This is a genomic window from Streptomyces sp. NPDC026522 (assembly GCF_055567555.1).
On sequence record NZ_JBVHQF010000006.1, the window covers coordinates 216,397 to 239,371 of the forward strand.

Below are 22,975 nucleotides of genomic sequence, written 5' to 3' on the forward strand. Positions count from 1 at the left end.
CGCTCGGGAGGACAGGTGGGAGGAGCTCAGCCGCCGGTGGCGAAGCCGGGGAAGAGGGTCATCCCGCCGTCCACGAAGAGCGTGGTGCCCACGACGTAGTCCATGAGGTCCGAGGCGAGCGCCACGGCCGCGTGCGCGATGTCCTCGGGCTCGCCGATGCGCTCGTACGGGATCAGCCGGAGCAGGTCCTTGCGGGCCTCGGGCGTCTCCCAGGCGCTCCGGTTGATCGGTGTCTTGATGGCTCCGGGAGCGATGGCGTTCACCCGGATCTTCTTGGGCGCGAGTTCCTGGGCCAGGGTCTCCATCAGCATCTGCACGCCCCCCTTGGAGGAGGCGTAGTTGGCGTGCCCCGCCCAGGGGATGATCTGGTGCACGGAGCTCATACAGATGATCTTTCCGGCCGCCCGGGACACCTCGGGGACGACGCCGCGCCGCAGGAACTCCTTCGTCGCTTCCCGCGCGCACAGGAACTGGCCCGTGAGGTTGACGTCGATCACCTTCTGCCACTGGGCGAGCGTCATCTCCGCGAACGGGGCGTCGCGCTGCAGCCCGGCGTTGGCGACCAGGATGTCGATCGTGCCGAACTCCTGGACCATCCGGTCCATCATGGCCACGACCTGGTCCTCCTGGGACACGTCCGCCTCGTACGCGGCGGCGCGCACGCCGAACGAGGTGATCTCCCGGACCACCTTCTCGGCCTCGTCCGCGCCGGCCACGTAGTTCACGACCACGTCGGCGCCGGCCCGGCCGAGGCCGATGGCGGTGGCCATGCCGATTCCGCTGTTGGCGCCGGTGACCAGCGCCTTCTGGCCCTTGAGCAGGCGGGCGGGGATCACTCCCTGCGGTGCGCCCTCGGTGGAACTCACGATCGACTGCCTCCTCGACTGCCCGGTCCGGACCGCCCGACCGCGGCCCGTCAGGGTCCGGACGCCACGGAAGCACCCGCGGCGGCGATCGGCGGTCCGGGCGAGGCGCCCTTGGGCCACCCGGCGGAGCAGCAACGCCCGGTCGGGGCAATCCGCGGGGTCAGCCGAGCCGTTCCAGGAGGTGGTCGCCCACCCGCAGGGCGTTCGCGATCGCGGTGAGGGACGGATTCACCGCCCCGATGCTCGGGAAGAAGCTGGTGTCGACCACGTACAGGTTGTCCAGGTCGTGGGCCTTGCAGTGCACGTCGAGCGCGGAGGTGGTCGGGTCGTCGCCGAACCGGACGGTGCCGGCCTGGTGGGCCGTGGCCCCGATCGGCATGCCCTTGTGGAGGTAGATGCTGTGCGACAGGAGCCGGTGTTCGTGCATGCCCAGCCGGCCGAGCATGCCCTGGAGCTTGTGCCGCAGCCGTGTGAGCCCCTCGATGTTGTTGCTCTCGTCGAGTGCGAGCCGGATGGTGCCGTCGCCGTTGAGGGTGACCCGGTTGTCGGGCCGGGGAAGGTCCTCGCCGCACAGCCAGAAGTCGACGGCGTGGTGGGCCAGTACCTCGAAGGGCATGTCGGGGGTGACGGCCCCGGCCCAGCGGGGGGCCTCGCCGTGGATCTGCTCGGCGTCGGACTTGCCGAGCATCTGGATGCCGCCGAGCGGGTAGTCCCAGTCGTCGGCGCCGAGGTACCAGTCGTGCAGGGCCAGGGTCTTCTGGAACTTTGTGGGGTTGGGTTCCTTCGAAACGGCCATCAGGGCCAGGTTGTTGTGCCGCATGTAGTGGCGGCCGACCACGTCGGAGCTGTTCGCCAGGCCGCGGGGGTGGCGGTCGTCGGCCGAGGCCAGCAGCAGCGCCGCCGAGTTGACCGCCCCGCAGGCGACGACCACGATGTCCGCCGAGTAGGAGGCTTCGCCGCCGTCCTCGCCGCGGGTCAGGACCTTGGTGACGCTGCGTCCGGTCGGGTCGGTCTCCAGCCGCACCACCCGGGCGTTGGTGACCATTTCGACGTTGGGGTGCCGCAGCGCCGGCTCCACGCAGATCACCTGGGCGTCGGACTTGCCGCGCACCAGGCAGGGGAAGCCGTCCACCCGGTCACAGCGGATGCAGACGCTGGAACTGGTCGCCCGCCCGTTCTCGTCCTGGAGCAGGTCGACGCCGATGGGCAGGTGGAACGGGTGCAGGCCCCGCTTCTCCAGGTCGTCGCTCAACTGCTGGATCCGCGGTTCGTGTTCGACCGGCGGGTAGGCGTACTGGGCGCTGTACGGGCCCTCCCACGGGTCCTCCCCGTGGCGGCCGTGGACCTTGTAGAGGTGCTCGGCCTCGGTGTAGTACGGCTCCAGGTCCTCGTAGCGGATCGGCCAGGCCGGTGACGGCCCGCCGTGGTGGCGCAGCTCGCCGAAGTCCTCGGGCCGCAGCCGGAAGAGGGCGGCGCCGTAGAACTTGGTGTTCCCGCCGACGTAGTAGTTCACCTCGGGCGGGAACTCGTTGCCGTGCTGGTCCAGCCAGAACTCCGGGGCGCGGTACTTGGCCTTCACGAACACGGCGGTGGATTCCCAGTTGTCGCGCTCGCGGGGGAGGTAGTCGCCGCGTTCGAGGATGAGGACCCGTTTGCCGGACGGGGCGAGGCGGTGGGCGAGCGTACCGCCGCCGGCGCCGGAACCGATGACGACGACGTCGTAGTGCGGGGAGTCGCCCACGGCGACCACCGTCCTTGCGCTCGTGGGCCGCGCCCTTGCGGCCGGCCTCTCGCTGCGCGCCGCCGGGGTACGGCAGCCACCCCCGTCTTTCGAACGTATCGCTCGTCGCCGCGGGCGGCGACCGGGGAGGGGTGGCGCCGGGAACGGGGCTGCCGCACTGCCGTCAGAGAACGGCGATCGGGTTCACCGGGGACCCGGTCGCCGCCGGGAGCCTGAGCGGCGCGACCGTGCACAGGAAGGACCACCGGCCGGTCCGGGCGCACGCCCGGGTCAGCTCCTCGAACCGCAGGTAGTCCAGCAGCGGCAGTCCCATGGCGTGCACGGCCAGCACGTGCACGGGGAAGCCGATCCCGGCCACCGCGCTGGGGGCCGTGTCGTTGTTGCCGTCCGACCCCAGCACGCTGACCCGCCGCTCGGCCAGGAACCGTACGGCCGTGGGGTGGAGTCCGGCCCGGGCGTGGGCCGCGTCCCACGCCCCGAGCTCCTCGCGCCGCGCGCGGTGCCCCACCCGCACGAACAGCATGTCCCCCGGCCCGGCCCGGACCCCCTGGGCCGCCTCCGCCGCGGTCAGCTCGGCGGCGCTCACGTGTGCTCCGGGCTCCAGCCACGGCACGCCCCGCAGCCGCGGTACGTCCAGGAGCACGCCCCGGCCGACGATGCCGTCCCGGAAGACCTCGACGGAGAGCGCGCCGGCGCCTTCGGGCGTCACGCTGCCGGCCGGCACGCCGTTGTAGAGCTCCCCGTCGAAGATCACGTGACACAGCGCGTCGAGGTGACTGTCCGCGTCGCCGTGTACGTTCATCGCAAACCGGTCGCGCGCGAAGTGCAGCCCCTCGGCGGTGCTCTCACCGGCGGCGGGGGCGAGCATCGTGTGGTGCGCGGGCTCGGGATTGTCGGGTCCGGGCCGCGTTTCGACGGTCGCGGCCAGCGACACCGTGACCCCGGAACGGACCTCGCCGGCGGCGGCCACCACGCGCTCGGGCGTCAGGTGGCCGAGCGTACCGCGCCGGTCGTCGGGGGCGCGCGGGCTCCGCTCCCGCAGCTCGTCGTACAACGCGCGGAAGGCCTGACCGGTCATGGGCCCGGACACCTGCGGCCCGCTGTCCGGGCTCACCAGGAGCCCCACGGGGCCAGAGCCCAGCGGAAGACGTGGGTGTCCCCCGGTTCCAGGACGGTGAGCGCCGTGCCGCTGCGGAAGGCGTCGGCCGGGCAGGACATCGGCTCGACGGCGACGCCGCGGCGGCGCCGCCCGGGCTCTCCCAGCGTGTCCCCGGTGTACAGCTGTACGTAGCGGACGCCTTCGGGGAGCCGTACGTCGATGCCGTGCCGCCCCGACGGGTACGCCAGACGGACCGCGCAGTGCCCGGCGGGGTCCCGGTCGAGGGCCGTGTACGCGGTGTCCAGCCGCGCCGTGCCGATGGGCCTGGCGGCGCGGAAGTCGTACTCCGTGCCGTCGACCGGTTCCTCCCCGGTCGGCAGGCCGTGCGCGTCGGTGCGCAGGCGGACGCGGGCCGGCAAGGTCAGCAGGGCGGTGTCCACCACGTCGGTGCCGACGGTCAGGTAGGGGTGCTGGCCCACGCCGTAGGGCGCGGCCGTGTCGCCCGCGTTGGTGGTGGTGACGGTGGTTTCGAGCCCGTCGCGGCCGAGCCGGTACCCGGCGGCCACTTCCAGCCGGTACGGGTACCCGGGCTGCGGGAAGAGGCTGGTGCCCACCGTGAGCGCGGACTCGGCGCGGGCCAGCAGCCGCCACGGTACCCATCTGAGGAGCCCGTGGATCGCGTTGCCGTTCTCCGGCTCGGTCAGCGGGAGCTGCTGGTCCGCGCCGGCGAAGCGGTAGCGCCCGGCCGCCACCCGGTTCGGCCAGGGCACGAGGAGCTGGCCGCGTCCTCCGGTGATCGGCTCGTGGGGGGCGAAGCCGTCGAGCAGCGGCCGTCCGGCCATCTCGTAGCAGCGCAGCGCACCGCCGAGTTCCACCACCACCGCCGTCTGGGCGCCGTGGCGCAGCCGCCACTGTTCTCCGGACGCTGTGGGGGGCATGTGCGGCTCCTCGGTCGGCCAGGTTCTTCCACTGTCGGCGCGCGCGGTCCGCGGCGCACTTCGGCGCCGCGGCCGCGGTCACCGGCCGGGGCCCGACGACGGGCAGGATGCCGCCGGCCGGCCCTACGACAGGTGCTTGTAGCGGTGCGGTTCGACCACCGTGGAGAGGCCGTTGAGCAGGAGGCGGGTACTGCCGCGGAGGTGGGCGACGTCCTGGCTGCCGTCGTCGGTGACGACGAGGAACCCGTACTGCTCGGTCCAGGTGAGCCGGCAGCCCTGCTCCGGCGCTCGCTCCGCGAGCTCGACCGTCACCTGGGACACCCAGCGCCGGGTGTCGTTCACGTGCGTCTCGTAGCCGAAGACGATGCGCTCGTCGGGGACGATGTCGACGAACCGGGACCGGTACTCCAGGGATTCCTCGGCCCCCGACGCGGTGAACACGTTGCGGGCCACCTCACCGCCGCCGACGCGGAAGTCCAGCTCGTGGCGGGCGGTCCTGGAGCTGCCCGGGAGCCGGAACCAGCGGGAGCGCAGCGGCGGCTCGGCGAAGGCCCGGAAGACCTGCGCCGGGGCCACCGAGAGATCGAGGGGGACCGAGAACGAGCCGTGTAGAACCGTCATTCGATCAGGCTACATCCCTTGCGCCGGCCGGGACTTGAGCCGTTGCGCAGCCGTCGGGACGCCCTGATGGACCAGAAGTGGCGGGTCGTGCCACCGGATCGCCGGATCGGCTTGCCGGGGGTCCCGGCGGGCCTTCGAGCAGGTGAGCACCCTCGCTGTCATCATGCCGATCGCGGTCGTCGGCGTCGACCTGGTCCCGGGCGTCTGCCCGCAGTGGTACGCCGTGGTGCAGGCCGTCTGCGTACTGCCGGTCGTCCGGGCCGCCTTCATCACGCGCAGCTCCACCCTGCGCGCCGGCTTCCCCACGTCCCGCGAAGGTGCCAACGCCTAGCGGGGGGGGCCTACGCCCGGGCGGGGCCGCTGCTCGCGGCGCGTTGCGGGTGCCCGCCGTCCCGGGGCGTGCGCAGACGGTACGGCGGGCGGGCGGGGCGCATGGGGTGGGCCCGCCAGGGCCGCCCGTCCGCGACGGACGCGTCACCCCGGAGGTGCGGCCGTGATCCGGCGGGTGGCGGAGCGCAGGGCGAATGCCATGACCAGTTCGAACACGCCGAGCAGGACGAGCCACAGTCCGAGCAGCCGGGTCAGGGCGACCGCGGAGTCCACGGGGAAGCAGAGCACGAAGATTCCGGCGACCGCGCCCAGGACGCCGAGGCCGAAGAGCAGACCGCGATGCACGAGCGCGCTGTCGGCGATCGCGACGTACGCCCTGAGTACTCCGGTCAGCAGCCAGAAGACCCCGACGACCAGGGACAGCGCACCGATCGTCTGCATGGGATGCCGCAGCACCAGGACACCGGCCAGGAACGCCAGGACGGCGATCAGGACGCTCGCCAGTCTGCTGCCGCCCCGGTCGCTGCTGTGCGAGAAGGCCGTGACGAACCGGAAGCCACCCGCGACCAGGAGCTGAAGACCGATGATCACGGCCAGCACGTGCAGCGTCTCGTGGGGCCACACAAGTATGAGGATGCCGGGGATCAGGGTCGCGAGGGCGAAGCCGAGTGCCCAGAGCCACGAACTTCCGAGCTGCTTGAGGGCGTCTTCGGGGTCGTTGTGCCGGTAGTGCGGTGCCGCATCAGGGGTCATCATGCCTCCTGGGCCAGCCGAACGGCCCGCGGGGCCACCTCGAAGCCGCCGGACATGCCTTATTTGACCTTTACGTCAAGTTTAGTCCCCGGCGGTGGGGCTTGCAGATCCGGCGGGGACAGCTGTTGCAATGGAGGGCAGCGGCGAGGAGCGCCGCACCGCCGACGAGCTCGCACACGAACAGGATGTCTTGATGGCTCTCACTCGCCGTGCTTCGCTGACCGCCCTGACCGGACTTGCGACCCTGCCCCTCCTCGGAGCGTCTGCGCCTGCCCCTGGGGCTGCGGCTGCATCGGCCTCGCCAACGGGCGTATTCGCCGCACTGGAGCGGGAGTTCGACGCCCGGCTGGGGGTCTGCGCGGTGGACACCGGCAGCGGGAGGACCGTCGCGCACCGGGCGGACGAGCGGTTCCCCTACGCCTCCACCTACAAGGCTCTGGCGGCAGGCGCGGTGCTGGAGAAGAACTCCCTGGCCGGGCTGGAGCGGGTCGTCCGATACACCCGCGGCGACCTGGTCACGTACTCCCCCATCACCGAACAGCACGTGGAGACCGGCATGACGCTGCGCGCGCTGTGCGACGCCGCGATCCGCTACAGCGACAACACCGCCGGGAACCTGCTGTTCGACGAGCTCGGCGGCCCGAAGGGCTTCCAGGCCGCGCTGGCCCGCCTCGGCGACACCACCACCCGGGCCGACCGCTACGAGACCGCCCTCAACGGAGCCGTCCCGGGCGACCCCCGCGACACCAGCACACCCCGCGCCCTGGCCGCCGACCTGCGCGCCTACGCCCTCGGCGGCGTACTGGACGCCGGAAGGAAGGCGCTGCTGGCCGACTGGCTGCGGCGCAACACCACCGGCGACGAGCTGATCCGCGCCGGCGTCCCCGCGGACTGGCGGGTGGGCGACAAGACCGGCACCGCCGACTACGGCACGCGCAACGACATCGCCGTCATCTACCCGCCCCGCGGCGCCCCGATCGTCCTCGCCGTCCTCTCCACCCGGGGCGCCCCAAACGCCGCCCACGACAACAAGCTCATCGCCCGAGCCGCCGCGGCCGTCGTCGACGCCATCGGCTAGGACCGGGTACCGGCCACGCCGGGGGCCCGGAGTTCCGGGGGCCCGGGGATCCCGGGGAGGGCGAGTGCGGGAGCCCTGTCAGCGGATGACGTCGAAGACGTTCTTCTGCAGGCCGTTGGCGTAGGCCTCGTGCTCGACGAGCTTCAGCTTCTGGGTGTCCTTGTCCGTGGTGCTGAACAGCCGCTTGCCCGCACCGAGCAGGAGCGGGAAGACGAGCAGGTGGTAGCGGTCGATCAGGCCGGCGTCAGAAAGGGCCTGGTTCAGGGAGGCGCTACCGTGAACGATGATGGGGCCGCCCTCGGTCCGCTTCAGTGCGTTGACGTCGTCGAGTGAGCGCAGGATCGTCGTCTCGCCCCAGTTCGAGACCAGGTCGTCCTCGGTGAGGGTGGTGGAGACGACGTACTTCGGCATCACCTTGTAGTCGGCGAAGTCCTCCATGTCGGGCCACACCGGGCTGAACGCCTCGTAGCTGACGCGGCCCAGGAGCATCGCGGTCGCTTCCTTCTGCTCCCGGCCCTTGATGTCGAACGCCCCGGGGAGGAAGTCGATGTCCTTGAAGGTCCACCCGGCGTTCCGGTAACCGGGCTCGCCGCCCGGAGCTTCCACGACGCCGTCGAGCGAGATGAAGGCGGTGCTGATCAGGGTCCGCATGGAGGTTCCTCGGTATCTCGTGTCCGGTCTTCGGCAGATTCGGTCGGTGCACGCTTCGACCACACTCGCGGCTGCCGCGCACCAACCAGGATCTCTGACTGCGGACCACGGGGAAACTCATCGGTCATCGCGCCCCCCCAGCCGGCGGCACAGGTCCGGTCTACCCCGACGAGCCCGTTCTGACGGCCGACGAGGACACCCCGGTGGAGCCGGAGCGCTCGCCGCAGGCGTACAAGGTGCCGGGCGAGGGCTCGGCCGGAAGCCGGCCGAGCGGGGCTGAGCCCGGTCATGTGGGGCCGGGCTCACCCGCTCGGCCCCACGTGACCGGGCGCCGGGCCACTCCCCGTGCCAGGCTCGTCGAGGATCACTCCACCCCCACGACGAGGAGCACCCCCTCATGGGCATCAAGGACGAAATGCAGGACAAGGCCCGGAAGGCCAAGGAAAAGGTGCAGGCCAAGCAGGGCGAAGCGACCCAGCGGGGTCAGAGCGAGCAAGACCGGCTCCGGGAGCGCGCGGAGCAGGGCCGCCAGCAGGGGCAGCGCTCCTTCGACGACATCCAGGACGAGATGGACGACCGCACCTAGCGGTCGCCCCCTTCCCAACGGCACGCGCCCGCACCCCTCGCACGTCGCAAGGGGCGCGGGCGCTGTCGTGTCGGGAGCGGAGAGCCGGGGCGGGCAGGCCACCGGCCGCTGATTGGATCTCGTCCCGGAACGGCGCACCGGCGAGACTGACCGGTGTTCCGTTGCCGCACTTGAGGGAGTTGTGATGCAGGTTGCCGTGGTCACCTTCGACGGGTTCAACGAGCTCGACAGCTTCATTGCTTCCGCGTTGATCAACCGGTCCCGCAAGGACGGCCTGGAGGCCTTCATCACGACCCCGACCCCAGTGGTCACCTCGATGAACGGCGTCGAAGTGACCGGTCAGCGTCCGATGGAGTTCGTGACGGAGGCCGACGTGGTGCTGATCGGCAGCGGAGTGAAGGCGCGCGAGGTGATCGCCGACGACCGGCTGGTCTCCCGGCTGCGGCTCGACCCCGCGCGCCAGCTGATCGGTTCCCAGTGCTCCGGCGCGCTGGTGCTCGACCGGCTCGGTCTGCTGAACGGCATGCCGGTGTGCACCGACCCCATGAGCCGGCCCTTCGCCGAAGCCCGCGCGGTCACCGTCCTTGACGCCCCGTTCCACGCCGAGGGGAACATCGCCACGGCGGGCGGCTGCCTGGCGTCGCAGTACCTCGCCACGTGGGTGATCACCCGCACGCTCGGGGAGGACGCCGCGCGCGACGTCCTCGGCTACGTGGCTCCGGTCGGCGAAGAGCGGGAGACCGTCGAACGCGCCCTGCGCGCCGTCCGGACGGGTACGGCCGCACTGCGCTGACGCGCCCGGTGCGTCAGGCGGCCGCGAGCGGTGCGTGCCGTTCGCTGAGCCGGCGTACGGCCTCGGACATGCGGGGGTCGGTCGCCGCGCGGAACGGCGCCACCGGGCGCGCCCGGGCGCCGATGACGAGGCCGGTCCGGCCGTTCAGCGCACTGTCGGTGGCGGCGACGATCGAGGGCTTCGCCGCCAGGGACGCGGGACCCGAGGTCGACCGTTCGAACCGGCGGCGCACCAGGGGCCACATCAGCCGCAAGCCGGGAGAGACGATCTTCGGGTCGGCCAGGGTGCCGTTGGTCATGTCGGTGGCGGCGCCCCCGGGATCGGCCGCGAAGACCGAGACGCCCGTTCCGTCCAGCCGCGCGGCGAGGTCGAGCGTGTAGGCGAGGTTGGCCAGCTTGGCGCGGCCGTACCAGTGGAATCCGTAGTAGCCACCGGGCGGTTCGGCGGCGTCGAACACCCGCTTCGCGACCCCGACCGCGCCGGAGGTCACGTTCACGATCCGGCTAGGCACCCCGGATGTGAGGGTGGGCAGCAGCAGTTCGGTGAGCAGGTAGGGCGAGAGGTGGTTGACGACGAAGGAGGCCTCGACGCCGCCCAGGTCGCGCCGGTCGGCGAACATCGCCCCGACGTTGTTGACCAGGACCGTCAGCGGATCGCCCGAAGCGGCGTGGTCAGCAGCGATCCGGCCGGCGAGCGCGCGGACCTCGTCGAGCGAGGAGAGGTCGGCGGCCAGGAACCGGGCGGGGTGTGTCGATGCCGCCGTGTCGATCCGCTCGACCGCCCGGGCCCCCCGGTCGGCGTTGCGTCCCACCACGGTCACCGCGAACCCGGCGGCGGCCAGCCCCAGTGCCGTTTCCAGACCGATCCCCGCCGTTCCGGCGGTGACCACGGCTGTCTTCTTCATGCTCATCCACTCCCCAACGCATATACGGATACCTCATCCGGTTAGCCGACCGTAGCATGGATTCGGATTATCTATCCATTTAGCCGCGGGGAGGGTGGGTGGCATGCACTGGCGGACCATCAGATCGGCCCAGTAACGCCTCGGTTGAGGGCCCGACGGGGGCTCCGAGCGATCTGACGGACCGCTGACGGCGGCCCCGTACGGCGTTCGCGAGGCCGCGCTCACCACGTCTCCGCGTGCGACCGGCCGACGCGAGCTCCGCCACCGGGTCCGTCCAGCCCCGGGCCGAGGAGGCGGCGGTGGCCGTACGGGACGGGTCCGCGGGCCGGGCACGCCGCGGCGCCCAAGCGGCCTCACGGTCTACGAGGCACTGCCTTCGAGCCGGCGCGGAGCGCGGGGTTCACCGCGCCCGGTGAACCGCTATCAGCCCCGTTCGAAGCAGTGAGAGCGGCCGATGACGGAGAAGCCGCGGCGCTCGTACCAGTGTCGTGGCCAGTCCGTCGCATCAGCGGTCAGGAACCGGGAGTCGCAGTGGTTGTCGGCGGCCAGCCGCAAGGCGGTGCTCAGGACGGCATCGGCGTAACCGCGCCTGAAGTGGGCCTCCGAGGTGATCAGGTCCTCGATCCGGGCCGTGCCGGTTGCCGGGTCCAGATAGAGGTCGGCCCACGAGGCGTTCTCTCCGCCCTCCGTGCGGGCGCCGAGGAAGTGAACGGCATCGGCCCCGCGGCGGCGGGCGTCGCGTCGGTCGACGAGGTGGCCTAAGACCTCGTCGCCGGCATCCGGAAGCGGGCCCCGCCACCGACGGGCGAGTGGGATACGTATCGCGTCGAGGTCCACCTCCACGGCGAACCCGCCCGGGAGGTCGACGCGTCCGCCGCCATTTCCGCTTCGGGGCTCGCGGCGGCGCCGAACTGGGGGCCGGCGGGCCCGCGCGGCCTCGGAGCCACAGCGGATCAGCGGATTCGGTCACGGGACGCCCGAGCCGTGCCGTGCTCTCAGCGTCGTGCGGACGGCATCAGGCGCAGCAGGGCGTGGAGCACGGCGTCGATGGTGTCGTGTGACGGTTCGTCGGTGACGTGGGTGAGGAGACGGGCCAGGGTACGCAGCAGCGGGGGCGAGGCCATGACGCGCGGGTGGAGGACCGGCCGGTAGCCGTACCGGGCGAGTACGAGGTTCCCCGCGAGGTTGCCCAGCCGGTAGTAGCGCCCCCAGCGGCGGTGGATCTCGGCCGGGTACTGGTGCAGCGCGTGTTCCCGCCGCGGCCCGGCGGGCCGGGCCAGGGCCAGGGCGATGGTCTCCGCGGCCACTTCCGCGGCCTCCATCGCCTGGGCGATGCCCTCGCCGCTCCACGGGCTGACCATGCCCGCGCTGTCCCCGACCAGGAGCAGGCCCCGACGGTACTGGGGTCGCCGGTTCAGTCCCATCGGCAGGGGTGCGCTGCGCAGCGGCGAGTCCGCGTTCTCCTCCCGTACCCCCCATTCCTCGGGCAGCCGGGGGAGCCAGTGCTCCAGGGCCGCCCGCAGTTCCACCGGCCGCCGTCGCCGCTGCGGGAGGGCGCCGAGGCCGACGTTGACGCGTCCGTCCCCGAGCGGGAACACCCAGCCGTACCCGGGCAGGTCCAGCCCGGTACGCGGACAGCGCAGGTCCGCCCACAGTTCCAGGTACGGGTCATGGGTGCGGGCCGGGCTGCGGTAGTAGCGCCGAGCCGCTGCGGCGACCGGCCGATCCGTGTCCCGTTCGAGCCCGAGGGCCAGCGCGGTCCGCGCCGAGGCGCCGTCGGCCGCTACGACGAGCGGCGCCCGGTAGCGCACCGGCTCCGCGCCCGGCCCGCGCGAGGCCGTCACCCCGGTGATGTACCCCGCCCGGTCGGTCAGGGGGGCCGTGACCTTCACGTGGGTACGCAGGCGGGCCCCCGCCGCCTCGGCATGCGCGGCGAGCAGGTCGTCGAAGTCGTGCCGGCTGCGGGTGAGCCCGAAATCGGGAAGGCTGCCCAGCCGCGGCCAGTCGAGCTCCGCCCGGCGCTCTTCGCATACCCACCGCATCCCGCGGTTGCGCATCCAGCCCGGTGCGTCGATGTCCACGCCCATCCGCACCAGCTGGGCCACCCCGCGCGGCGTGAGTCCGTCGCCGCACACCTTCTCCCGGGGGAAGCCGCTCTTCTCCAGCAGCAGCACGTCCACCCCCGCCCGCGCCAGGTGCACGGCGGCGGCGGATCCGGCCGGGCCGGCCCCCACCACGATGACCTGTGCCTCTTCATCGCCTGCGCCGTCCGGTACCGGAGCGCGGCTGCCGTCGGCGGGGCGGTCGTCGTGCGCGTCGTCACGTTCAGCGGTCACCCCGTCACTATGCCGCGTACCGCGCGGGCCGGTGCGGGAAGCAGGGCCGAAACCGCCCGCCGCTGCCGGACCCGGGCCTGTTCGCCGCCGGCCCCGGGTAGAGCGTAGATGGGGCAGGAAGGGAACCGACATGAGCGCCCGCGAGAAGATCAAGGCCAAGGCCGAGCAGGTGATCGGGAAGATCGTGCGGAAGGCGGCTCACGCGATGGGCAAGAAGACCACTGCGGCCAAGGGCGCCGCACTGGAGACGCGCGGCAAGGCCCGGCAGCTGAAGGAGAGGGGAAAGGACGCCTTCAGACGCTGACGCGGGCCGGTCCGGCTCTGCCGCGCGAGTGTGCGCCGCCGACGCACGGCGCGCGAGGGGGTCTCACTCGAGCGGCGGTCCGTGACGGGCACGAGGCCTTCTGAAAGGTGTGATGGGGAGCGGAAACTCCAACGGCCCTCGCGAGCGATAGAGTACGACTCGCGAGGAGGAAGCTGTCATGGGTGAAGCTCCGACGACCCCCCGCGAGCGATACCGCCGGCAGGTGCGCGCGGAGATCAAGGAAAGAGCCTGGGAACAGATCGCCGTAGCCGGAGCGTCGGCGCTCTCCCTCAACGCGATCGCCAAACACATGGGTCTCAGCGGCGCCGCGCTCTACCGGTACTTCACCAGCCGCGACGAGCTGCTCACCGAACTCGTCCGGGACGCGTACGAGAGTCTCGTCAGCACCTTCCGGTCGGCTGCCGCCCGGGGAGAGGGCGACCTCCCGGGGCTGGCCGGCGCACTGCGCGAGTGGGCCGTGCACGACCCGCAGCGCTACTTCCTCGTGTACGGCACGCCCATGCCCGGTTACCGCAGTCCCGCTGATGTGACGGCCATCGCCGCGGAGATCATGCGCATCCTCCTCGACGCGTGCGCCGCACTGCCCCCGAACGCCCCTGCGACGTCGTTCGAGGAGCACCTGGCAGACCACCGGGACTGGGCGGCCGGGAATTCGGCGCCGCCCGGGGCCCTGTACCTGGCCGTCTCCTTCTGGACCCGGCTGCACGGCGTCCTGTCCCTGGAACTCGGCGGGCATTTCACCAGCATGGGCTTCGATCCCGCCCTGCTCTACCAGGCCGAGCTGGACCTGCTGCCCGCTCGCTGACCCGGCTCTGCGAACAGCAGGTCTTTCAGTCGCGGGGCGGGAGCAGGGTCCCCAGTGGTCCGAGGTCGAGGTTGAGGTCTTCCAGCGAGTAGCCGTGCTCGGCGCACAGGTCGGCGAGGCTGTCGTGGAGGGCCAGGAGGGTCGCTCCGAGTTCCTCTTCCTGCTCGTCGGTGAGGTCACCCGCGTCCACGCGGCGCAGGGCCTGGCGTTCGATGAGCTGGCGCAGGAGCTCGATGAGGGTGAGGACGAGTTTGAGGAGGTCCTCCCCGACGGTGTCCGGATCCGCGTGGATACGGCGGGCGGGGCCGGCCGGTCCGCCGCCGTGCGGGGCGGGCGGTGGTCGGACCAGCCTGAACGCGTGCGACATGGTCTCGCCCACGTCGCGCAGGACCGGGTCGGTGGCTGGGCGCCGGTGTTCTCGTGGCTGCTCATCGCCCACGGGGGCCTGCCCGGGGCTCCTGCTCCTCGGAGGCGGCCGGCGGGGAACCGACGGACACGATGAGGGCGCGCAGCGATATGCGGACGAGGTCGATGTCCGCGATGGACAGGACGATGTCACCGACCACGACCACTCCCCCGCTGAGCAGCCGGTCGAGGAGGTCGACCAGGGCGACCTGGCGGCCGGGCAGCGGTTCGCGGGGTTCGGCGGGGGTCATGGCGCCCGCCCCGGCGCGTCACCCGGGCCCGGGTCCTCCTCCGGTGTCATGGCGAAGGAGTACGGGGCCCAAGGACCGGTGACTTCGATCCGGACGTCGGGGAAGTCCCGGGCGGCCTGCGCGACGGCGGCCCGGAACTCCCCGGCCAGCGCGTCCGGGACGAGGTAGGCGTCATTGAGGACGTTCTCCTCCGGGCCGCCGGCCAGGGCGCCGCTCTGCGGGGCGTGGCGTACGCGGTGGGGGGTGTAGCGGGCAGCGATCGCTTCGAGGGTCCCGGCGGCCTGCTGCGCCTGCTGGTAGCCGGATTCCCGGGCGTGGTGCTGCGCCCTGCGGCGCTGGAGGTAGGCCTTGCCCGGCGTGGTGGGCGCGGTCCCGGCGAGGTCGCCGGGGGTTTCGGGGGCGGCCGTGCCGGTCGGCGGGGCGGAGGGGGCGAGGTAGATCTTGACCCCGTATTCGGTGTGGGCGTCGAGCTGCGCCAGCCGCCGGGCGAAGGTGCGGTGCTGTCCGGCGAGGGCCCGCCGGGCCCGGTTGTCGTCCTGGTAGACGGTGGCCATGCGCAGCGGCAGGACCGTGTCGTGGGCCGCGACGGCCTGCACGACCTCGTGGTGGGCGCGGGCGACGCCTTCGAGCCACTCCAGGTCCTCGAAGTGCTCTTTGAGGGCCGTCTCGTTGAAGTCGCGCCGGGGTACCGGGCTGACGACCAGGGCGAGGGGCCCCGGACCGGGCTCGGTGGTACCGGTGACGGCCAGGAGCGCTACGGGCGCCCCGCCGACGCCGCGCAGGCCCGCGAGGAGCTCCCGCAGCGGCTCGGTCTGCCGGGCCACGGCGTAGACGTAGGTGAGGGTGCCGGAATCCGTGGTCACTGCGGGCGCCCCCGTGCCGTCCCGCCCGGCGGTCCGCCGGCTTCTCCGGCGCCCTCCGGGGGTTCGGGCCCGCCGATCCGCTCGCGCCGCAGCGCCTCCAGCTCGGCGCGCAGGCGGCGGTTCTCCTGCTCCAGCGGGCTGCCGGTGTGCCGGGAGGACAGCGAGGGGTCGTGCTCCCACCAGTCGATCCCCATCTCCTTGGCCTTGTCCACGGAGGCGATCAGGATCCGGAGTTTGATGGTCAACAGCTCGATGTCGAGGAGGTTGATGCGGATGTCGCCGGCGATGACGATGCCCTTGTCCAGCACCCGTTCGAGGATGTCGGCGAGGCTGGAGGAACTCTGCCCGTACGGCATCGGCGCGCGGGAGGCGAAGGATCCGGGTCGGCCGGGCAGGGGTTCGGTCACGGTGGCACTCCCGCTTCGTGCTCAGGGCAGCTGGCGCCGGAACTCGGAGATCTCGTCCAGCCGGTCGAGGAGTTCGTCCTCCTGGCGGTCGAAGGCGTCCTGGTCGATCTCTCCGCGCAGCAGTTGCTGCTCCAGCTCGGCGAGCCGGCGCCAGATCGGCGCGGGGTCGTAGTACTCCTCTTCGGCCTTGTCGACGACGCGCTGGGCGACCCAGGTGACGGCACGTACCGGTGCGACGGGGAGCGTCAGCAGGCTGGTCAGCAGTCCCATGGTCCTCCTCCCTCCGATCCGGGTGGCGGTGTGGTTACTGGACGAAGCTGTAGGGCGGCAGGGGGCCGGAGAACCGCAGTTCGACATCGCTGCCGACCTCGCGGGCCAGGTCGGCCTCCGCCGCGCGGAGGGCCTCATTCTGCTCGTCCGGCACGAGGAGGGAGAGGTTGAGCAGCTCGCCGGCGGCGGGGGGCCGGGTGACGTGTTCGCGCGCGAAGGGGACGAGCGCCTCGGTCAGGCCGGCCGCCAGGCCCTCCTGCCGGGTCTGCACCTCGCGGGCGACGAGTTCTCCCAGGGCGAGCGGCAGGCCGGGATCGCGGTCTCCGCCGCGGATCCGGTCGTTGAGCTCCCTCGCTTCGGGGAGGTCCGCCAGGATCTGCTGGAGCAGCGGTGCCTCATCGGTCTGCGAGGCCCGCACGTGGTACTCGGCGCAGCCCTCAAGGCGTTCGAGTGCGGCGAGGTAGCTCTCGGCGTTGGTCTCCAGGGCCTCGCGGACCGCGAGGTCGTCCGCGGCGACGTAGCCGAACCGCAGCGGCAGGACGACGCCGTCGGACATCAGCCGCTCCTGGACCTCCTGGTGCGCGGTGAGGTCGCGGCGCTTGGGCCGGATTTCCTCGGCGACGTCGCTGACCACCGCGCACAGGGGCCCGGCGGTCACCGTCCGCAGCCCCGTGGCCTCGGAGCCGACGCCGCTCAGGCCGTCCAGGCGGAGCGGGTGGTCCTTGGCGGTGATCGCGTACACGTAGAGCGGCATCGCTTACTCCCTCTCCCGCCGTACGGGACGCCGGGCAGCGGGCCGGCGGCGCCTGGGGGCCTCTTCCTCCGCCTCTTCCTCTTCTTCCGGCTCGCCGGACCTGGAGGACTTCGAAGACTTGGAGGACTTGCCGGTCAGGGCATCCGTGACGGCGTCCGCGGCCCCGCCGAGGGCCCCCTTGGTCTTCCCGCGGGCCCCGCCCTCGAGCATGTTGCCCATGACCTCCGGGAGCTGGGCGGGGGCCTTGCGGCCGGCTTCGAGGTCGAGCCGGTTGCAGGCCTCTGCGAAGCGGAGGTAGGTGTCGACGCTGGCCACCACGATCCGCGCGTCGATCTTGATGAGTTCGATGCCCACCAATGAGACGCGGACGAAGACGTCGATGACCAGCCCGCGGTCGAGGATGAGCTCCAGGACGTCGTAGAGGCTGCTCGTGCCGCCCCCTTGCCCCCGCGCGACGGGGCTGCCGCCCTGCGGCACCATGGTCATGGCGCCTCCTTCCGCCGGCGGCCCGCTCAGGTCTGCCGGTCGATCATGCCGCGGCTGTAGCGGCGGGTGCGTTCGTAGGAGATCAGCTCGCCCTCCTCGTCCAGCGCGACCCGGTAGCTGGCCATCACGCTGGTGGTGTCCGGGATGCGCTCCAGCTCGACCACCTCCACCTGCGCCTCCCAGCCGTCCTCGGTCGGCTTGAGCGAGGAGACGGAGTCGGGGAACCGGCCCAGGAGTTCCGCGAGCTGCTCGGCCGCGGCGCGCATCGCCGCCGCCGCGCCCGGTGTCCCGGAGCGGCGCCGGGGCGCGGGGCGCGGGGGCACCTTCCTGTCCCGCGCTCCGCCGCCACCGGCGGCGTGCTCCGAGGGCCGCCCGGGGCGTGCGGGTTCCGCTGCGGCCATATGTCCCTCCCTTGGGGAGACGGCCTCACAGAAACTAGAATGTCACCATATTCAGGCATAAGTCTCTCCTCAGGGGCAGGAGCTTTTCTAGGACCGCCCCTTTCTCATCGACGGGCAGCGCGAGCGTCGCGATGCGCTGTCCGTGGGCGACCACCAAGTCCGTCAGCGCCCTGGTAGGGGATGATCATGGAGGACACCACCAAGATCGCGCTCGCAGCCGCCGTGGCTGGAGGATACGTACTCGGCCGGGCGAAGAAGGGCCGCCTGGCGTTCACCATGGCCACCTATCTGGCGGGCCGCCGCTTCGGACTCGAACCGGGGCAGTTGCTCAAGGAGGGTGCCTCCCGGCTCAAGGAGATGCCGCAGTTCGCCGATCTCGGCGAGCAGTTGCGGGGTGAGGCCCTCGACGCCGGCCGCCAGGCGCTGACCGCCGCGGCCAACCGCAAGCTCGCCGACCTCGCCGGCTCCCTGCACGAGCGCACGCGCGAACTCTCGCGCGGCGGCGGCGGCCGCGGCGACGAGGACCAGGGCGAGGACGAGGAGCCCTACGAGGACGAGGAACCGTACGAGGACGAGGAGGAGCCGGAGGAGGAGGAAGAGGAGTACGGCGAGGAGGAGCCGGAAGCGGAAGCCGAAGAGGAGGAGGAACCCGAGGAAGAGCCCGAAGAGGAAGAAGAGGAAGAGGAAGCGCCCGAGGAAGAGGAAGAAGAGGAGGAAGAAGAGCCTCCCCCGCCGCCGCGCCGGACCCGCACCGCGGCCCGCGCCCGGACCGGCAAGGCCGCCGCCCCCGCCCGGAAGGCGGGACAGCGTCCCAGCCCGGCGAAGAAGGCCCCCGCGAAGAAGGCCGCACCGGCGAAGAAGGCCGCACCCGCTGAGCGGGCGCCGGCGAAGAGGGCTGCCCCCGCCCCCGCGAAGAGGGCTCCGGCCAAGAGTTCCGCACCGGCGAAGAAGACGACGGCCAAGAAGGCCGCGGCGACGAAGCCCGCCGCGAAGAAGACCGCCGGCGGCAGGCCCGAGTCGAAGACGGCGCCGGCCAAGAAGAGCTCCGCCCCCAGGACCGCGCCGTCGAAGCAGGCCGCGAAGAAGGCCGGCAGCGCGCCGCGCAAGCGGACCACGGCTCAGAGCCCCGGGCGCAAGAGCGCCGCCACGAAGGCCACGGCCAAGAAGACCACAGGCCGTAGCCCCGCCCGGAAGACGGCAGCCAAGAAGACCACGGCCCGCAAGACGGCCCCGCGGAGGTAGGCCATGGCAACCTCAGACCGCGCCTCGTCACAGCCCTCCGGACTGGACCAGCTGCTGAAGGAACTGACCGGATACCTCGGCGCCCAGGCCGACCAGCTCGCCGACAAGGCCACCGACAAGCTCTCCGACCTCACCGACCAGCTCTACGACGTCGCCGACAACGGCGGTTCGCTCTCGGACGTCGCCGGCATCGGCGGACGGCTCCTCCAGGGCGACTCCCCCCTCAAAGCCATCGCCGGCCAGAAACTCGGAGACCTCAAGGACAAGGTGGGCGACACCATCTCCCAGGCTTTCGGCGGCGGCAAGGGCCGGGGCCGCAAGAGCGGCGGCGGCAAGATCGTCAACATCGTGGAAGCACTGGACGTCGGCCTCCCGCTCCGCACGGTCTACGACTTCTGGACCCAGTACGAAGACTTCAGCGGATTCGCCAAAGGCGTCCGCGACGTCTCCCGCGACGACGACACCAACAGCGACTGGAAGGTCAAGGTCGGCCCCTCCACGCGGAGCTGGAAGGCGACGGTCCAGGAACAGATACCGGACGAACGCATCGTGTGGACCTCCCAAGGCGCCAAGGGCACCACGCGAGGCTGCGTCACGTTCCATGAGCTCGCTCCGTCACTGACCCGCATCGTCATCATCGTCGAGTACTACCCCTCCGGCCTGTTCGAGAAGACCGGCAACCTGTGGCGGGCCCAGGGCCGCCGTCTGCGGCTGGACCTCAAGAACTTCCTGCGCCACACCATGCTCACCACCGATGAACCGGAAGGCTGGCGCGGTGAGATCCGGGACGGCGAGGTCGTCCGGACCCATGAGGAAGCCCTCGAAGAGGAAGAAGCCGAAAACGAGGAGGGCGAGGAGGAAGGCGAGGACGAAGGCGAGTACGCGGACGAGGACGAGGACGAGGGAGCCGAACCGGACGAGGAGGAGTACCCGGACGAAGAGACCGGGGAGGACGAGAACGGGGAGTACACCGACGAGGACGAAGAGGAAGGTGAACCCGAGGAGCCCGAGGACGAGGACGAAGACGAGGACGAGGAGTACGAAACCTCCCCGCCCCGGCGGCGGCGGCGTTCGCGCGCCAGGTGAGACCGCACGCGAGGGCCGGCGGAGCACGTCCGCCGGCCCTCGTGATGGTTCATCTCCGCGTGTCAGTGCTTGAGCGCGTCCTTCGCCTTCTGAGCGGCCTGCTTGGCGTCACCCAGCGCCTGCTCACCCCGCCCCTTCGCCTCCAGACTTTCGTTCCCCACAGCCTTGCCCGTGGTTTCCTTCACCTTGCCTTTGGTCGTCTTCGCGACGTTCTTGGCCTTCTTGCCTGCACCCATGCCTTTCACCTCCACGCCGCAGTGGCAACGCGGGTTCGCTGATCCTGTACCCCGCACGAACATCAATACGCATAACGGATAAAACGCAGCAAAGAACGGCCGCGATACTCCACCTCCGTCCTTTTCAGCCGACGCCGCCTGGGTAGGCGCGTGGACTACAGGGGCGCGACGCACAGGCGAGGAGCAGCGGTGATCACTCAGGAACAGCTGGCGGTACTGGCCACCTGCGCGGCGCACACGGAGCAGGGTCAGCGCGTCGGCACGGTGGAGTACGTGCTGGTGGACGACACCACCGGGAGGCCGGAATGGGCCCGGCTCGTCGACCGTGCGTCGGGGCTGGGCGGGGTGTTCGTTCCACTGCGTCACGCGTCGCTGGAGGAGGAGCACCTGGTCGTCCCGTACCCGGTGTCCCTGATCGAGCAGGCCCCTTGCGCGGCGTTGGACTGCGCCAGCGTGCTGTCCGTCGCCGAGGAGCAGCAGTTGTTCGCCCACTACGGTCTCCGCGACGCGCGGGATGAGGTCAATGCCGAGAGCGGTGCGGGCTGGGGACAGATGGACCGGGCGCAGGCCATCCGGGAGGGAACGGCCGGACGGGAACGCGGCACCTCGCGCCTGCGGCGGGCCACGCTCGGGCGATAGCGGAGCGCCGCGGCCCGCGCACGGCCCGACGGACGGCGCACGAGTGCACGAGGTGCACGACGGAAGGTCGGCAGGACGGAAGGACGGAAGGACGGAAGGACGGTGACTTCGCAATGACCACGGTAGAACGACAGGCCCACACCACCGACGACTCGGTGGGCGTGCTGGTCTCGCGGGCCTCCCAGCAGATCTCGGAGCTGGTCCGGGAAGAGATGCGGCTGGCCCGGGCGGAGATGACGCAGAAGGGCAAGCGTTTCGGCAAGGGCGGCGGCCTCTTCGGAGCAGCGGGCCTGATCGGCATCCTGGCCGCTCAGGCGCTGGTGGCCACGTGCATCGCGGCACTCGCACTGGTACTGCCGGTCTGGGCCGCGGCCCTCGTCGTCACGGCGGTACTGGGCGCGGTTGCCGCGGTGACGGCGGTGTCCGGCAAGAAGCAGATCGCGAAGGCCGGCGCGCCGACGCCAGAGCAGACCATCGACAGCATCAAGGCCGACGTGGCCGAGATCAGGGAGAAGGCACACCGATGACTGACGAGCCCCGTACCGGTATCGGCACCCCCACGCCCGAGGAGCTGCGCGAGCAGATCGAGCACACGCGCGACGAACTGGGGCAGACCGTCGAGGCATTGGCGGCCAAGGCCGATGTCCCGGCACGCGCCAAGGAGAAGACGGCCGCGGCGAAGGAACGGGCGGCGGAGAAGGCCGCCTTGATCTCCGGACAGATTCGCGCGAAGGCCGGGCACGCCGTGCAGCTGGCTGCGGACAAGACGCCGGAACCGCTCCTCGACAAGGGACGCCAGGCGTCCGCCTTCGTCCGGGCGAACCGCACTCCGGTGCTGGCGGCCGGCGCGGCCCTGGCGCTCGTCCTGCTCCTGCGCCACAGTCGGCGCCCCCGGTGAACCGCGGTCGCGGCGGCCGCACTTGGCGTTGAGCAGGAGCCGACGTACGAAGGATCATGGGGGTATGACCGATCACTTGTCACCGCCCGCACCCCCGACCGCCGTGCGACTCACGCAGTACACGGCGACCGAGCAGGGGGAGATCCTCGGCGACGCCGCCGACCCGTTCGGCGTCACGTACACCGGCCTCACCTGGCTGCCCAAGGACGAACATTTCGGCATCCGGCTCGGTGGCCGCCTCGTGGCGCACGCCGGCCTGCTCAGACTGCCCATAGCCATCGGCGGCGTCGCCACCGAAGTGGTGGGCGTCGGCGGAGTAGCCGTCGCGCCGGACGTCCGGGGCCGCGGACTTGCGCGGCGGGTCGTCACGGCCGCGCTGGACCACGCCCGGAGGCTGGGACCTCACCACGCGCTCCTCTTCTGCCGGGAGCCACTCGTCCCCCTCTACGAGCGGCTCGGCTGGCGGGCGCTGGACCAGGACGTCCACGTCGAGCAGCACGGAGGTCACGTGCTGATGCCACTGCGGACCATGGTCACACCCCTGCACGACGGAGCGAACTGGCCGGCCGGAGAGGTCCGTCTGCTCTCGTTCCCCATGTAACGGATCGCCACCGCGCGGACCGGGCCCCTACACCGGCGCCGTGTCCCCGATCGACGCCGGCCGCCCGCTCGCAACGGGCGGCGCAGGCTGCGCCGACGGCGGCGTTGCAAGGTGCTGGGCGGCTTCGGCGGCGGTGTAGGAGGAGGCGAAGGTGAACGCGCGCGGCGACGGCCCGTGCGTCCGAAGGTCCGCCAGCCGCGCCAGGGCCTCACCGACGGTGGGGAGATGGCCGGCGGGGACCCACCAGAGCACCAGGTGCGCCTCGACGTGCCGGTCGAACCATTCGCGGCGCCGCCGCATCACCTCCAAGTGCCCACTGCGGTAAGTGAAGTCCCACAGGGCTTGGCGGTTCTCCCACACCGTCAGGTTGACGATGACGTCCTCGCCCGCCGGGCGCAGCTCGGTGGCGTCCGCCGCCCCCTCCCCCACGAGTCGCCACACGAATCCGGGCGTGCTGTCGGCGGAGGCGTTGAGCGGGTCGAGCATGTCGACGAACGGCGCCATGCGGGGGTCGTCGAGGGGGTGGCGGAGCGTCGCGACGTTGAGCTGGGCGAGATGGGCGGCAGGCACGGATGCGGTCATGGCCACATCTCAACACGGCCCGGTTTTC

32 protein-coding genes are annotated in these 22,975 nt (G+C 71.8%); 12 read left to right on the forward strand and 20 right to left on the reverse strand.

Annotation, left to right across the window (positions count from 1 at the left end; translation table 11 throughout):
• Positions 1 to 26: 26 nt before the first annotated feature.
• From ACZ4M3_RS17500 to ACZ4M3_RS17520, 5 genes are all read right to left on the reverse strand, one after another.
• Positions 27 to 866, reverse strand: coding sequence for an SDR family oxidoreductase (locus ACZ4M3_RS17500; protein WP_467733473.1), 840 nt, complete (start codon positions 864 to 866; stop codon positions 27 to 29).
• 160 nt (positions 867 to 1,026) lie between these two features.
• Positions 1,027 to 2,607: a GMC oxidoreductase gene (locus ACZ4M3_RS17505; RefSeq protein WP_467733475.1), complete on the reverse strand. Its 1,581-nt coding sequence runs from the start codon at positions 2,605 to 2,607 to the stop codon at positions 1,027 to 1,029.
• A 163-nt stretch (positions 2,608 to 2,770) separates the two neighbouring features.
• Complete coding sequence (locus ACZ4M3_RS17510) at positions 2,771 to 3,685, reverse strand: cyclase family protein (RefSeq protein WP_467733477.1); 915 nt, start codon at positions 3,683 to 3,685, stop codon at positions 2,771 to 2,773.
• Between the two features lie 32 nt (positions 3,686 to 3,717).
• Entirely contained in the window at positions 3,718 to 4,644 is a 927-nt protein-coding gene (locus tag ACZ4M3_RS17515) for an aldose 1-epimerase family protein (RefSeq protein WP_467733479.1), read from the reverse strand.
• A 123-nt stretch (positions 4,645 to 4,767) separates the two neighbouring features.
• On the reverse strand, positions 4,768 to 5,265 hold the full coding sequence (locus ACZ4M3_RS17520) for an SRPBCC domain-containing protein (protein ID WP_467733481.1): 498 nt from the start codon (positions 5,263 to 5,265) through the stop codon (positions 4,768 to 4,770).
• Positions 5,266 to 5,407: 142 nt separating this feature from the next.
• Between ACZ4M3_RS17520 and ACZ4M3_RS17525 the strand changes: the two genes are divergently transcribed.
• Positions 5,408 to 5,596: a hypothetical protein gene (locus ACZ4M3_RS17525; RefSeq protein ID WP_467733483.1), complete on the forward strand. Its 189-nt coding sequence runs from the start codon at positions 5,408 to 5,410 to the stop codon at positions 5,594 to 5,596.
• Positions 5,597 to 5,739: 143 nt separating this feature from the next.
• On the opposite strand, the gene ACZ4M3_RS17530 is transcribed toward ACZ4M3_RS17525, so the two are convergent.
• A complete protein-coding gene (locus ACZ4M3_RS17530; protein WP_467733485.1) occupies positions 5,740 to 6,351 on the reverse strand; it encodes an HdeD family acid-resistance protein in 612 nt (203 codons plus the stop codon).
• A gap of 190 nt (positions 6,352 to 6,541) precedes the next feature.
• Here ACZ4M3_RS17530 and bla point away from each other — a divergent pair, with 190 nt between their 5' ends.
• A complete protein-coding gene (gene bla, locus ACZ4M3_RS17535) occupies positions 6,542 to 7,426 on the forward strand; it encodes a class A beta-lactamase (RefSeq protein ID WP_467733487.1) in 885 nt (294 codons plus the stop codon).
• Positions 7,427 to 7,504: 78 nt separating this feature from the next.
• On the opposite strand, the gene ACZ4M3_RS17540 is transcribed toward bla, so the two are convergent.
• Positions 7,505 to 8,077, reverse strand: a complete 573-nt coding sequence (locus ACZ4M3_RS17540) for a dihydrofolate reductase family protein (protein WP_467733489.1) — start codon at positions 8,075 to 8,077, stop codon at positions 7,505 to 7,507.
• Positions 8,078 to 8,474: 397 nt separating this feature from the next.
• Here ACZ4M3_RS17540 and ACZ4M3_RS17545 point away from each other — a divergent pair, with 397 nt between their 5' ends.
• Together ACZ4M3_RS17545 and ACZ4M3_RS17550 are read left to right on the forward strand one after the other, a co-directional pair.
• Positions 8,475 to 8,663, forward strand: a complete 189-nt coding sequence (locus ACZ4M3_RS17545) for a hypothetical protein (RefSeq protein ID WP_467733491.1) — start codon at positions 8,475 to 8,477, stop codon at positions 8,661 to 8,663.
• 184 nt (positions 8,664 to 8,847) lie between these two features.
• Positions 8,848 to 9,456: a DJ-1/PfpI family protein gene (locus tag ACZ4M3_RS17550; protein WP_467733493.1), complete on the forward strand. Its 609-nt coding sequence runs from the start codon at positions 8,848 to 8,850 to the stop codon at positions 9,454 to 9,456.
• Between the two features lie 13 nt (positions 9,457 to 9,469).
• Here the strand turns inward: ACZ4M3_RS17550 and ACZ4M3_RS17555 are convergent, their stop codons facing one another.
• From ACZ4M3_RS17555 to ACZ4M3_RS17565, 3 genes are all read right to left on the reverse strand, one after another.
• Positions 9,470 to 10,360, reverse strand: a complete 891-nt coding sequence (locus tag ACZ4M3_RS17555; RefSeq protein ID WP_467733495.1) for an SDR family NAD(P)-dependent oxidoreductase — start codon at positions 10,358 to 10,360, stop codon at positions 9,470 to 9,472.
• A 423-nt stretch (positions 10,361 to 10,783) separates the two neighbouring features.
• Positions 10,784 to 11,203 carry a GNAT family N-acetyltransferase gene (locus tag ACZ4M3_RS17560; protein ID WP_467733497.1) on the reverse strand — a complete coding sequence of 140 codons (420 nt, stop codon included), beginning with the start codon at positions 11,201 to 11,203 and terminating at the stop codon, positions 10,784 to 10,786.
• 152 nt (positions 11,204 to 11,355) lie between these two features.
• Positions 11,356 to 12,600 (reverse strand): geranylgeranyl reductase family protein, encoded by a 1,245-nt coding sequence (locus ACZ4M3_RS17565; RefSeq protein WP_467734012.1) that lies wholly within the window; start codon positions 12,598 to 12,600, stop codon positions 11,356 to 11,358.
• A 226-nt stretch (positions 12,601 to 12,826) separates the two neighbouring features.
• On the opposite strand from ACZ4M3_RS17565, the gene ACZ4M3_RS17570 reads away from it, so the two are divergent.
• Together ACZ4M3_RS17570 and ACZ4M3_RS17575 are read left to right on the forward strand one after the other, a co-directional pair.
• Positions 12,827 to 13,000 carry a hypothetical protein gene (locus ACZ4M3_RS17570; RefSeq protein ID WP_467733499.1) on the forward strand — a complete coding sequence of 58 codons (174 nt, stop codon included), beginning with the start codon at positions 12,827 to 12,829 and terminating at the stop codon, positions 12,998 to 13,000.
• A gap of 178 nt (positions 13,001 to 13,178) precedes the next feature.
• The gene (locus tag ACZ4M3_RS17575; protein ID WP_467733500.1) at positions 13,179 to 13,826 is read left to right on the forward strand and encodes a TetR/AcrR family transcriptional regulator; all 648 of its coding nucleotides are present in this window, start codon (positions 13,179 to 13,181) and stop codon (positions 13,824 to 13,826) included.
• A gap of 25 nt (positions 13,827 to 13,851) precedes the next feature.
• On the opposite strand, the gene ACZ4M3_RS17580 is transcribed toward ACZ4M3_RS17575, so the two are convergent.
• The 8 genes from ACZ4M3_RS17580 to ACZ4M3_RS17615 form a co-directional block, all read right to left on the reverse strand.
• Complete coding sequence (locus ACZ4M3_RS17580; RefSeq protein WP_467734014.1) at positions 13,852 to 14,193, reverse strand: gas vesicle protein K; 342 nt, start codon at positions 14,191 to 14,193, stop codon at positions 13,852 to 13,854.
• Positions 14,194 to 14,254: 61 nt separating this feature from the next.
• On the reverse strand, positions 14,255 to 14,482 hold the full coding sequence (locus ACZ4M3_RS17585) for a gas vesicle protein (RefSeq protein WP_467733502.1): 228 nt from the start codon (positions 14,480 to 14,482) through the stop codon (positions 14,255 to 14,257).
• Positions 14,479 to 15,345 (reverse strand): GvpL/GvpF family gas vesicle protein, encoded by an 867-nt coding sequence (locus ACZ4M3_RS17590; RefSeq protein ID WP_467733504.1) that lies wholly within the window; start codon positions 15,343 to 15,345, stop codon positions 14,479 to 14,481. Before ACZ4M3_RS17590 ends, ACZ4M3_RS17585 begins: the two co-directional genes overlap by 4 nt.
• The gene (locus ACZ4M3_RS17595) at positions 15,342 to 15,752 is read right to left on the reverse strand and encodes a gas vesicle protein (RefSeq protein ID WP_467733505.1); all 411 of its coding nucleotides are present in this window, start codon (positions 15,750 to 15,752) and stop codon (positions 15,342 to 15,344) included. The genes ACZ4M3_RS17590 and ACZ4M3_RS17595 overlap by 4 nt, the downstream gene beginning before the upstream one ends.
• A gap of 21 nt (positions 15,753 to 15,773) precedes the next feature.
• Positions 15,774 to 16,022: a gas vesicle protein GvpG gene (locus ACZ4M3_RS17600; protein ID WP_467733507.1), complete on the reverse strand. Its 249-nt coding sequence runs from the start codon at positions 16,020 to 16,022 to the stop codon at positions 15,774 to 15,776.
• 34 nt (positions 16,023 to 16,056) lie between these two features.
• Positions 16,057 to 16,776: a GvpL/GvpF family gas vesicle protein gene (locus tag ACZ4M3_RS17605; RefSeq protein WP_467733509.1), complete on the reverse strand. Its 720-nt coding sequence runs from the start codon at positions 16,774 to 16,776 to the stop codon at positions 16,057 to 16,059.
• A gap of 3 nt (positions 16,777 to 16,779) precedes the next feature.
• Positions 16,780 to 17,262 carry a gas vesicle structural protein GvpA gene (locus ACZ4M3_RS17610; RefSeq protein WP_467733511.1) on the reverse strand — a complete coding sequence of 161 codons (483 nt, stop codon included), beginning with the start codon at positions 17,260 to 17,262 and terminating at the stop codon, positions 16,780 to 16,782.
• Between the two features lie 26 nt (positions 17,263 to 17,288).
• Complete coding sequence (locus ACZ4M3_RS17615; RefSeq protein ID WP_467733513.1) at positions 17,289 to 17,663, reverse strand: gas vesicle protein GvpO; 375 nt, start codon at positions 17,661 to 17,663, stop codon at positions 17,289 to 17,291.
• Between the two features lie 186 nt (positions 17,664 to 17,849).
• Here ACZ4M3_RS17615 and ACZ4M3_RS17620 point away from each other — a divergent pair, with 186 nt between their 5' ends.
• Complete coding sequence (locus ACZ4M3_RS17620; protein WP_467733515.1) at positions 17,850 to 18,905, forward strand: histone protein; 1,056 nt, start codon at positions 17,850 to 17,852, stop codon at positions 18,903 to 18,905.
• Positions 18,906 to 18,908: 3 nt separating this feature from the next.
• A complete protein-coding gene (locus tag ACZ4M3_RS17625) occupies positions 18,909 to 19,991 on the forward strand; it encodes an SRPBCC family protein (RefSeq protein ID WP_467733517.1) in 1,083 nt (360 codons plus the stop codon).
• A gap of 62 nt (positions 19,992 to 20,053) precedes the next feature.
• On the opposite strand, the gene ACZ4M3_RS17630 is transcribed toward ACZ4M3_RS17625, so the two are convergent.
• Positions 20,054 to 20,227: a CsbD family protein gene (locus ACZ4M3_RS17630; RefSeq protein WP_467733519.1), complete on the reverse strand. Its 174-nt coding sequence runs from the start codon at positions 20,225 to 20,227 to the stop codon at positions 20,054 to 20,056.
• A 189-nt stretch (positions 20,228 to 20,416) separates the two neighbouring features.
• Here ACZ4M3_RS17630 and ACZ4M3_RS17635 point away from each other — a divergent pair, with 189 nt between their 5' ends.
• The 4 genes from ACZ4M3_RS17635 to ACZ4M3_RS17650 all read left to right on the forward strand — a co-directional run bounded on the left by ACZ4M3_RS17635 (position 20,417) and on the right by ACZ4M3_RS17650 (position 22,365).
• Complete coding sequence (locus tag ACZ4M3_RS17635; protein WP_467733521.1) at positions 20,417 to 20,866, forward strand: PRC-barrel domain-containing protein; 450 nt, start codon at positions 20,417 to 20,419, stop codon at positions 20,864 to 20,866.
• A 113-nt stretch (positions 20,867 to 20,979) separates the two neighbouring features.
• Positions 20,980 to 21,393: a phage holin family protein gene (locus ACZ4M3_RS17640; protein WP_467733523.1), complete on the forward strand. Its 414-nt coding sequence runs from the start codon at positions 20,980 to 20,982 to the stop codon at positions 21,391 to 21,393.
• Complete coding sequence (locus ACZ4M3_RS17645; protein WP_467733525.1) at positions 21,390 to 21,764, forward strand: DUF3618 domain-containing protein; 375 nt, start codon at positions 21,390 to 21,392, stop codon at positions 21,762 to 21,764. The genes ACZ4M3_RS17640 and ACZ4M3_RS17645 overlap by 4 nt, the downstream gene beginning before the upstream one ends.
• Before the next feature lie 64 nt (positions 21,765 to 21,828).
• The gene (locus ACZ4M3_RS17650) at positions 21,829 to 22,365 is read left to right on the forward strand and encodes a GNAT family N-acetyltransferase (protein WP_467733527.1); all 537 of its coding nucleotides are present in this window, start codon (positions 21,829 to 21,831) and stop codon (positions 22,363 to 22,365) included.
• A gap of 27 nt (positions 22,366 to 22,392) precedes the next feature.
• On the opposite strand, the gene ACZ4M3_RS17655 is transcribed toward ACZ4M3_RS17650, so the two are convergent.
• Positions 22,393 to 22,947, reverse strand: coding sequence for a DUF3291 domain-containing protein (locus ACZ4M3_RS17655; protein WP_467733529.1), 555 nt, complete (start codon positions 22,945 to 22,947; stop codon positions 22,393 to 22,395).
• Positions 22,948 to 22,975 lie beyond the last annotated feature (28 nt).

Excerpts from the sequence above, each read along its gene's own strand:
- ACZ4M3_RS17510 (WP_467733477.1), bottom strand. The coding sequence starts at position 3,685 with ATGACCGGTCAGGCCTTCCGCGCGTTGTACGACGAGCTGCGGGAGCGG.
- ACZ4M3_RS17515 (WP_467733479.1), bottom strand. The coding sequence starts at position 4,644 with ATGCCCCCCACAGCGTCCGGAGAACAGTGGCGGCTGCGCCACGGCGCC.
- ACZ4M3_RS17520 (WP_467733481.1), bottom strand. The coding sequence starts at position 5,265 with ATGACGGTTCTACACGGCTCGTTCTCGGTCCCCCTCGATCTCTCGGTG.
- ACZ4M3_RS17530 (WP_467733485.1), bottom strand. The coding sequence starts at position 6,351 with ATGATGACCCCTGATGCGGCACCGCACTACCGGCACAACGACCCCGAA.
- bla (WP_467733487.1), top strand. The coding sequence starts at position 6,542 with ATGGCTCTCACTCGCCGTGCTTCGCTGACCGCCCTGACCGGACTTGCG.
- ACZ4M3_RS17540 (WP_467733489.1), bottom strand. The coding sequence starts at position 8,077 with ATGCGGACCCTGATCAGCACCGCCTTCATCTCGCTCGACGGCGTCGTG.
- ACZ4M3_RS17545 (WP_467733491.1), top strand. The coding sequence starts at position 8,475 with ATGGGCATCAAGGACGAAATGCAGGACAAGGCCCGGAAGGCCAAGGAA.
- ACZ4M3_RS17550 (WP_467733493.1), top strand. The coding sequence starts at position 8,848 with ATGCAGGTTGCCGTGGTCACCTTCGACGGGTTCAACGAGCTCGACAGC.
- ACZ4M3_RS17555 (WP_467733495.1), bottom strand. The coding sequence starts at position 10,360 with ATGAAGAAGACAGCCGTGGTCACCGCCGGAACGGCGGGGATCGGTCTG.
- ACZ4M3_RS17570 (WP_467733499.1), top strand. The coding sequence starts at position 12,827 with ATGAGCGCCCGCGAGAAGATCAAGGCCAAGGCCGAGCAGGTGATCGGG.
- ACZ4M3_RS17575 (WP_467733500.1), top strand. The coding sequence starts at position 13,179 with ATGGGTGAAGCTCCGACGACCCCCCGCGAGCGATACCGCCGGCAGGTG.
- ACZ4M3_RS17580 (WP_467734014.1), bottom strand. The coding sequence starts at position 14,193 with ATGTCGCACGCGTTCAGGCTGGTCCGACCACCGCCCGCCCCGCACGGC.
- ACZ4M3_RS17585 (WP_467733502.1), bottom strand. The coding sequence starts at position 14,482 with ATGACCCCCGCCGAACCCCGCGAACCGCTGCCCGGCCGCCAGGTCGCC.
- ACZ4M3_RS17600 (WP_467733507.1), bottom strand. The coding sequence starts at position 16,022 with ATGGGACTGCTGACCAGCCTGCTGACGCTCCCCGTCGCACCGGTACGT.
- ACZ4M3_RS17605 (WP_467733509.1), bottom strand. The coding sequence starts at position 16,776 with ATGCCGCTCTACGTGTACGCGATCACCGCCAAGGACCACCCGCTCCGC.
- ACZ4M3_RS17610 (WP_467733511.1), bottom strand. The coding sequence starts at position 17,262 with ATGACCATGGTGCCGCAGGGCGGCAGCCCCGTCGCGCGGGGGCAAGGG.
- ACZ4M3_RS17615 (WP_467733513.1), bottom strand. The coding sequence starts at position 17,663 with ATGGCCGCAGCGGAACCCGCACGCCCCGGGCGGCCCTCGGAGCACGCC.
- ACZ4M3_RS17620 (WP_467733515.1), top strand. The coding sequence starts at position 17,850 with ATGGAGGACACCACCAAGATCGCGCTCGCAGCCGCCGTGGCTGGAGGA.
- ACZ4M3_RS17625 (WP_467733517.1), top strand. The coding sequence starts at position 18,909 with ATGGCAACCTCAGACCGCGCCTCGTCACAGCCCTCCGGACTGGACCAG.
- ACZ4M3_RS17630 (WP_467733519.1), bottom strand. The coding sequence starts at position 20,227 with ATGGGTGCAGGCAAGAAGGCCAAGAACGTCGCGAAGACGACCAAAGGC.
- ACZ4M3_RS17640 (WP_467733523.1), top strand. The coding sequence starts at position 20,980 with ATGACCACGGTAGAACGACAGGCCCACACCACCGACGACTCGGTGGGC.
- ACZ4M3_RS17645 (WP_467733525.1), top strand. The coding sequence starts at position 21,390 with ATGACTGACGAGCCCCGTACCGGTATCGGCACCCCCACGCCCGAGGAG.
- ACZ4M3_RS17650 (WP_467733527.1), top strand. The coding sequence starts at position 21,829 with ATGACCGATCACTTGTCACCGCCCGCACCCCCGACCGCCGTGCGACTC.
- ACZ4M3_RS17655 (WP_467733529.1), bottom strand. The coding sequence starts at position 22,947 with ATGACCGCATCCGTGCCTGCCGCCCATCTCGCCCAGCTCAACGTCGCG.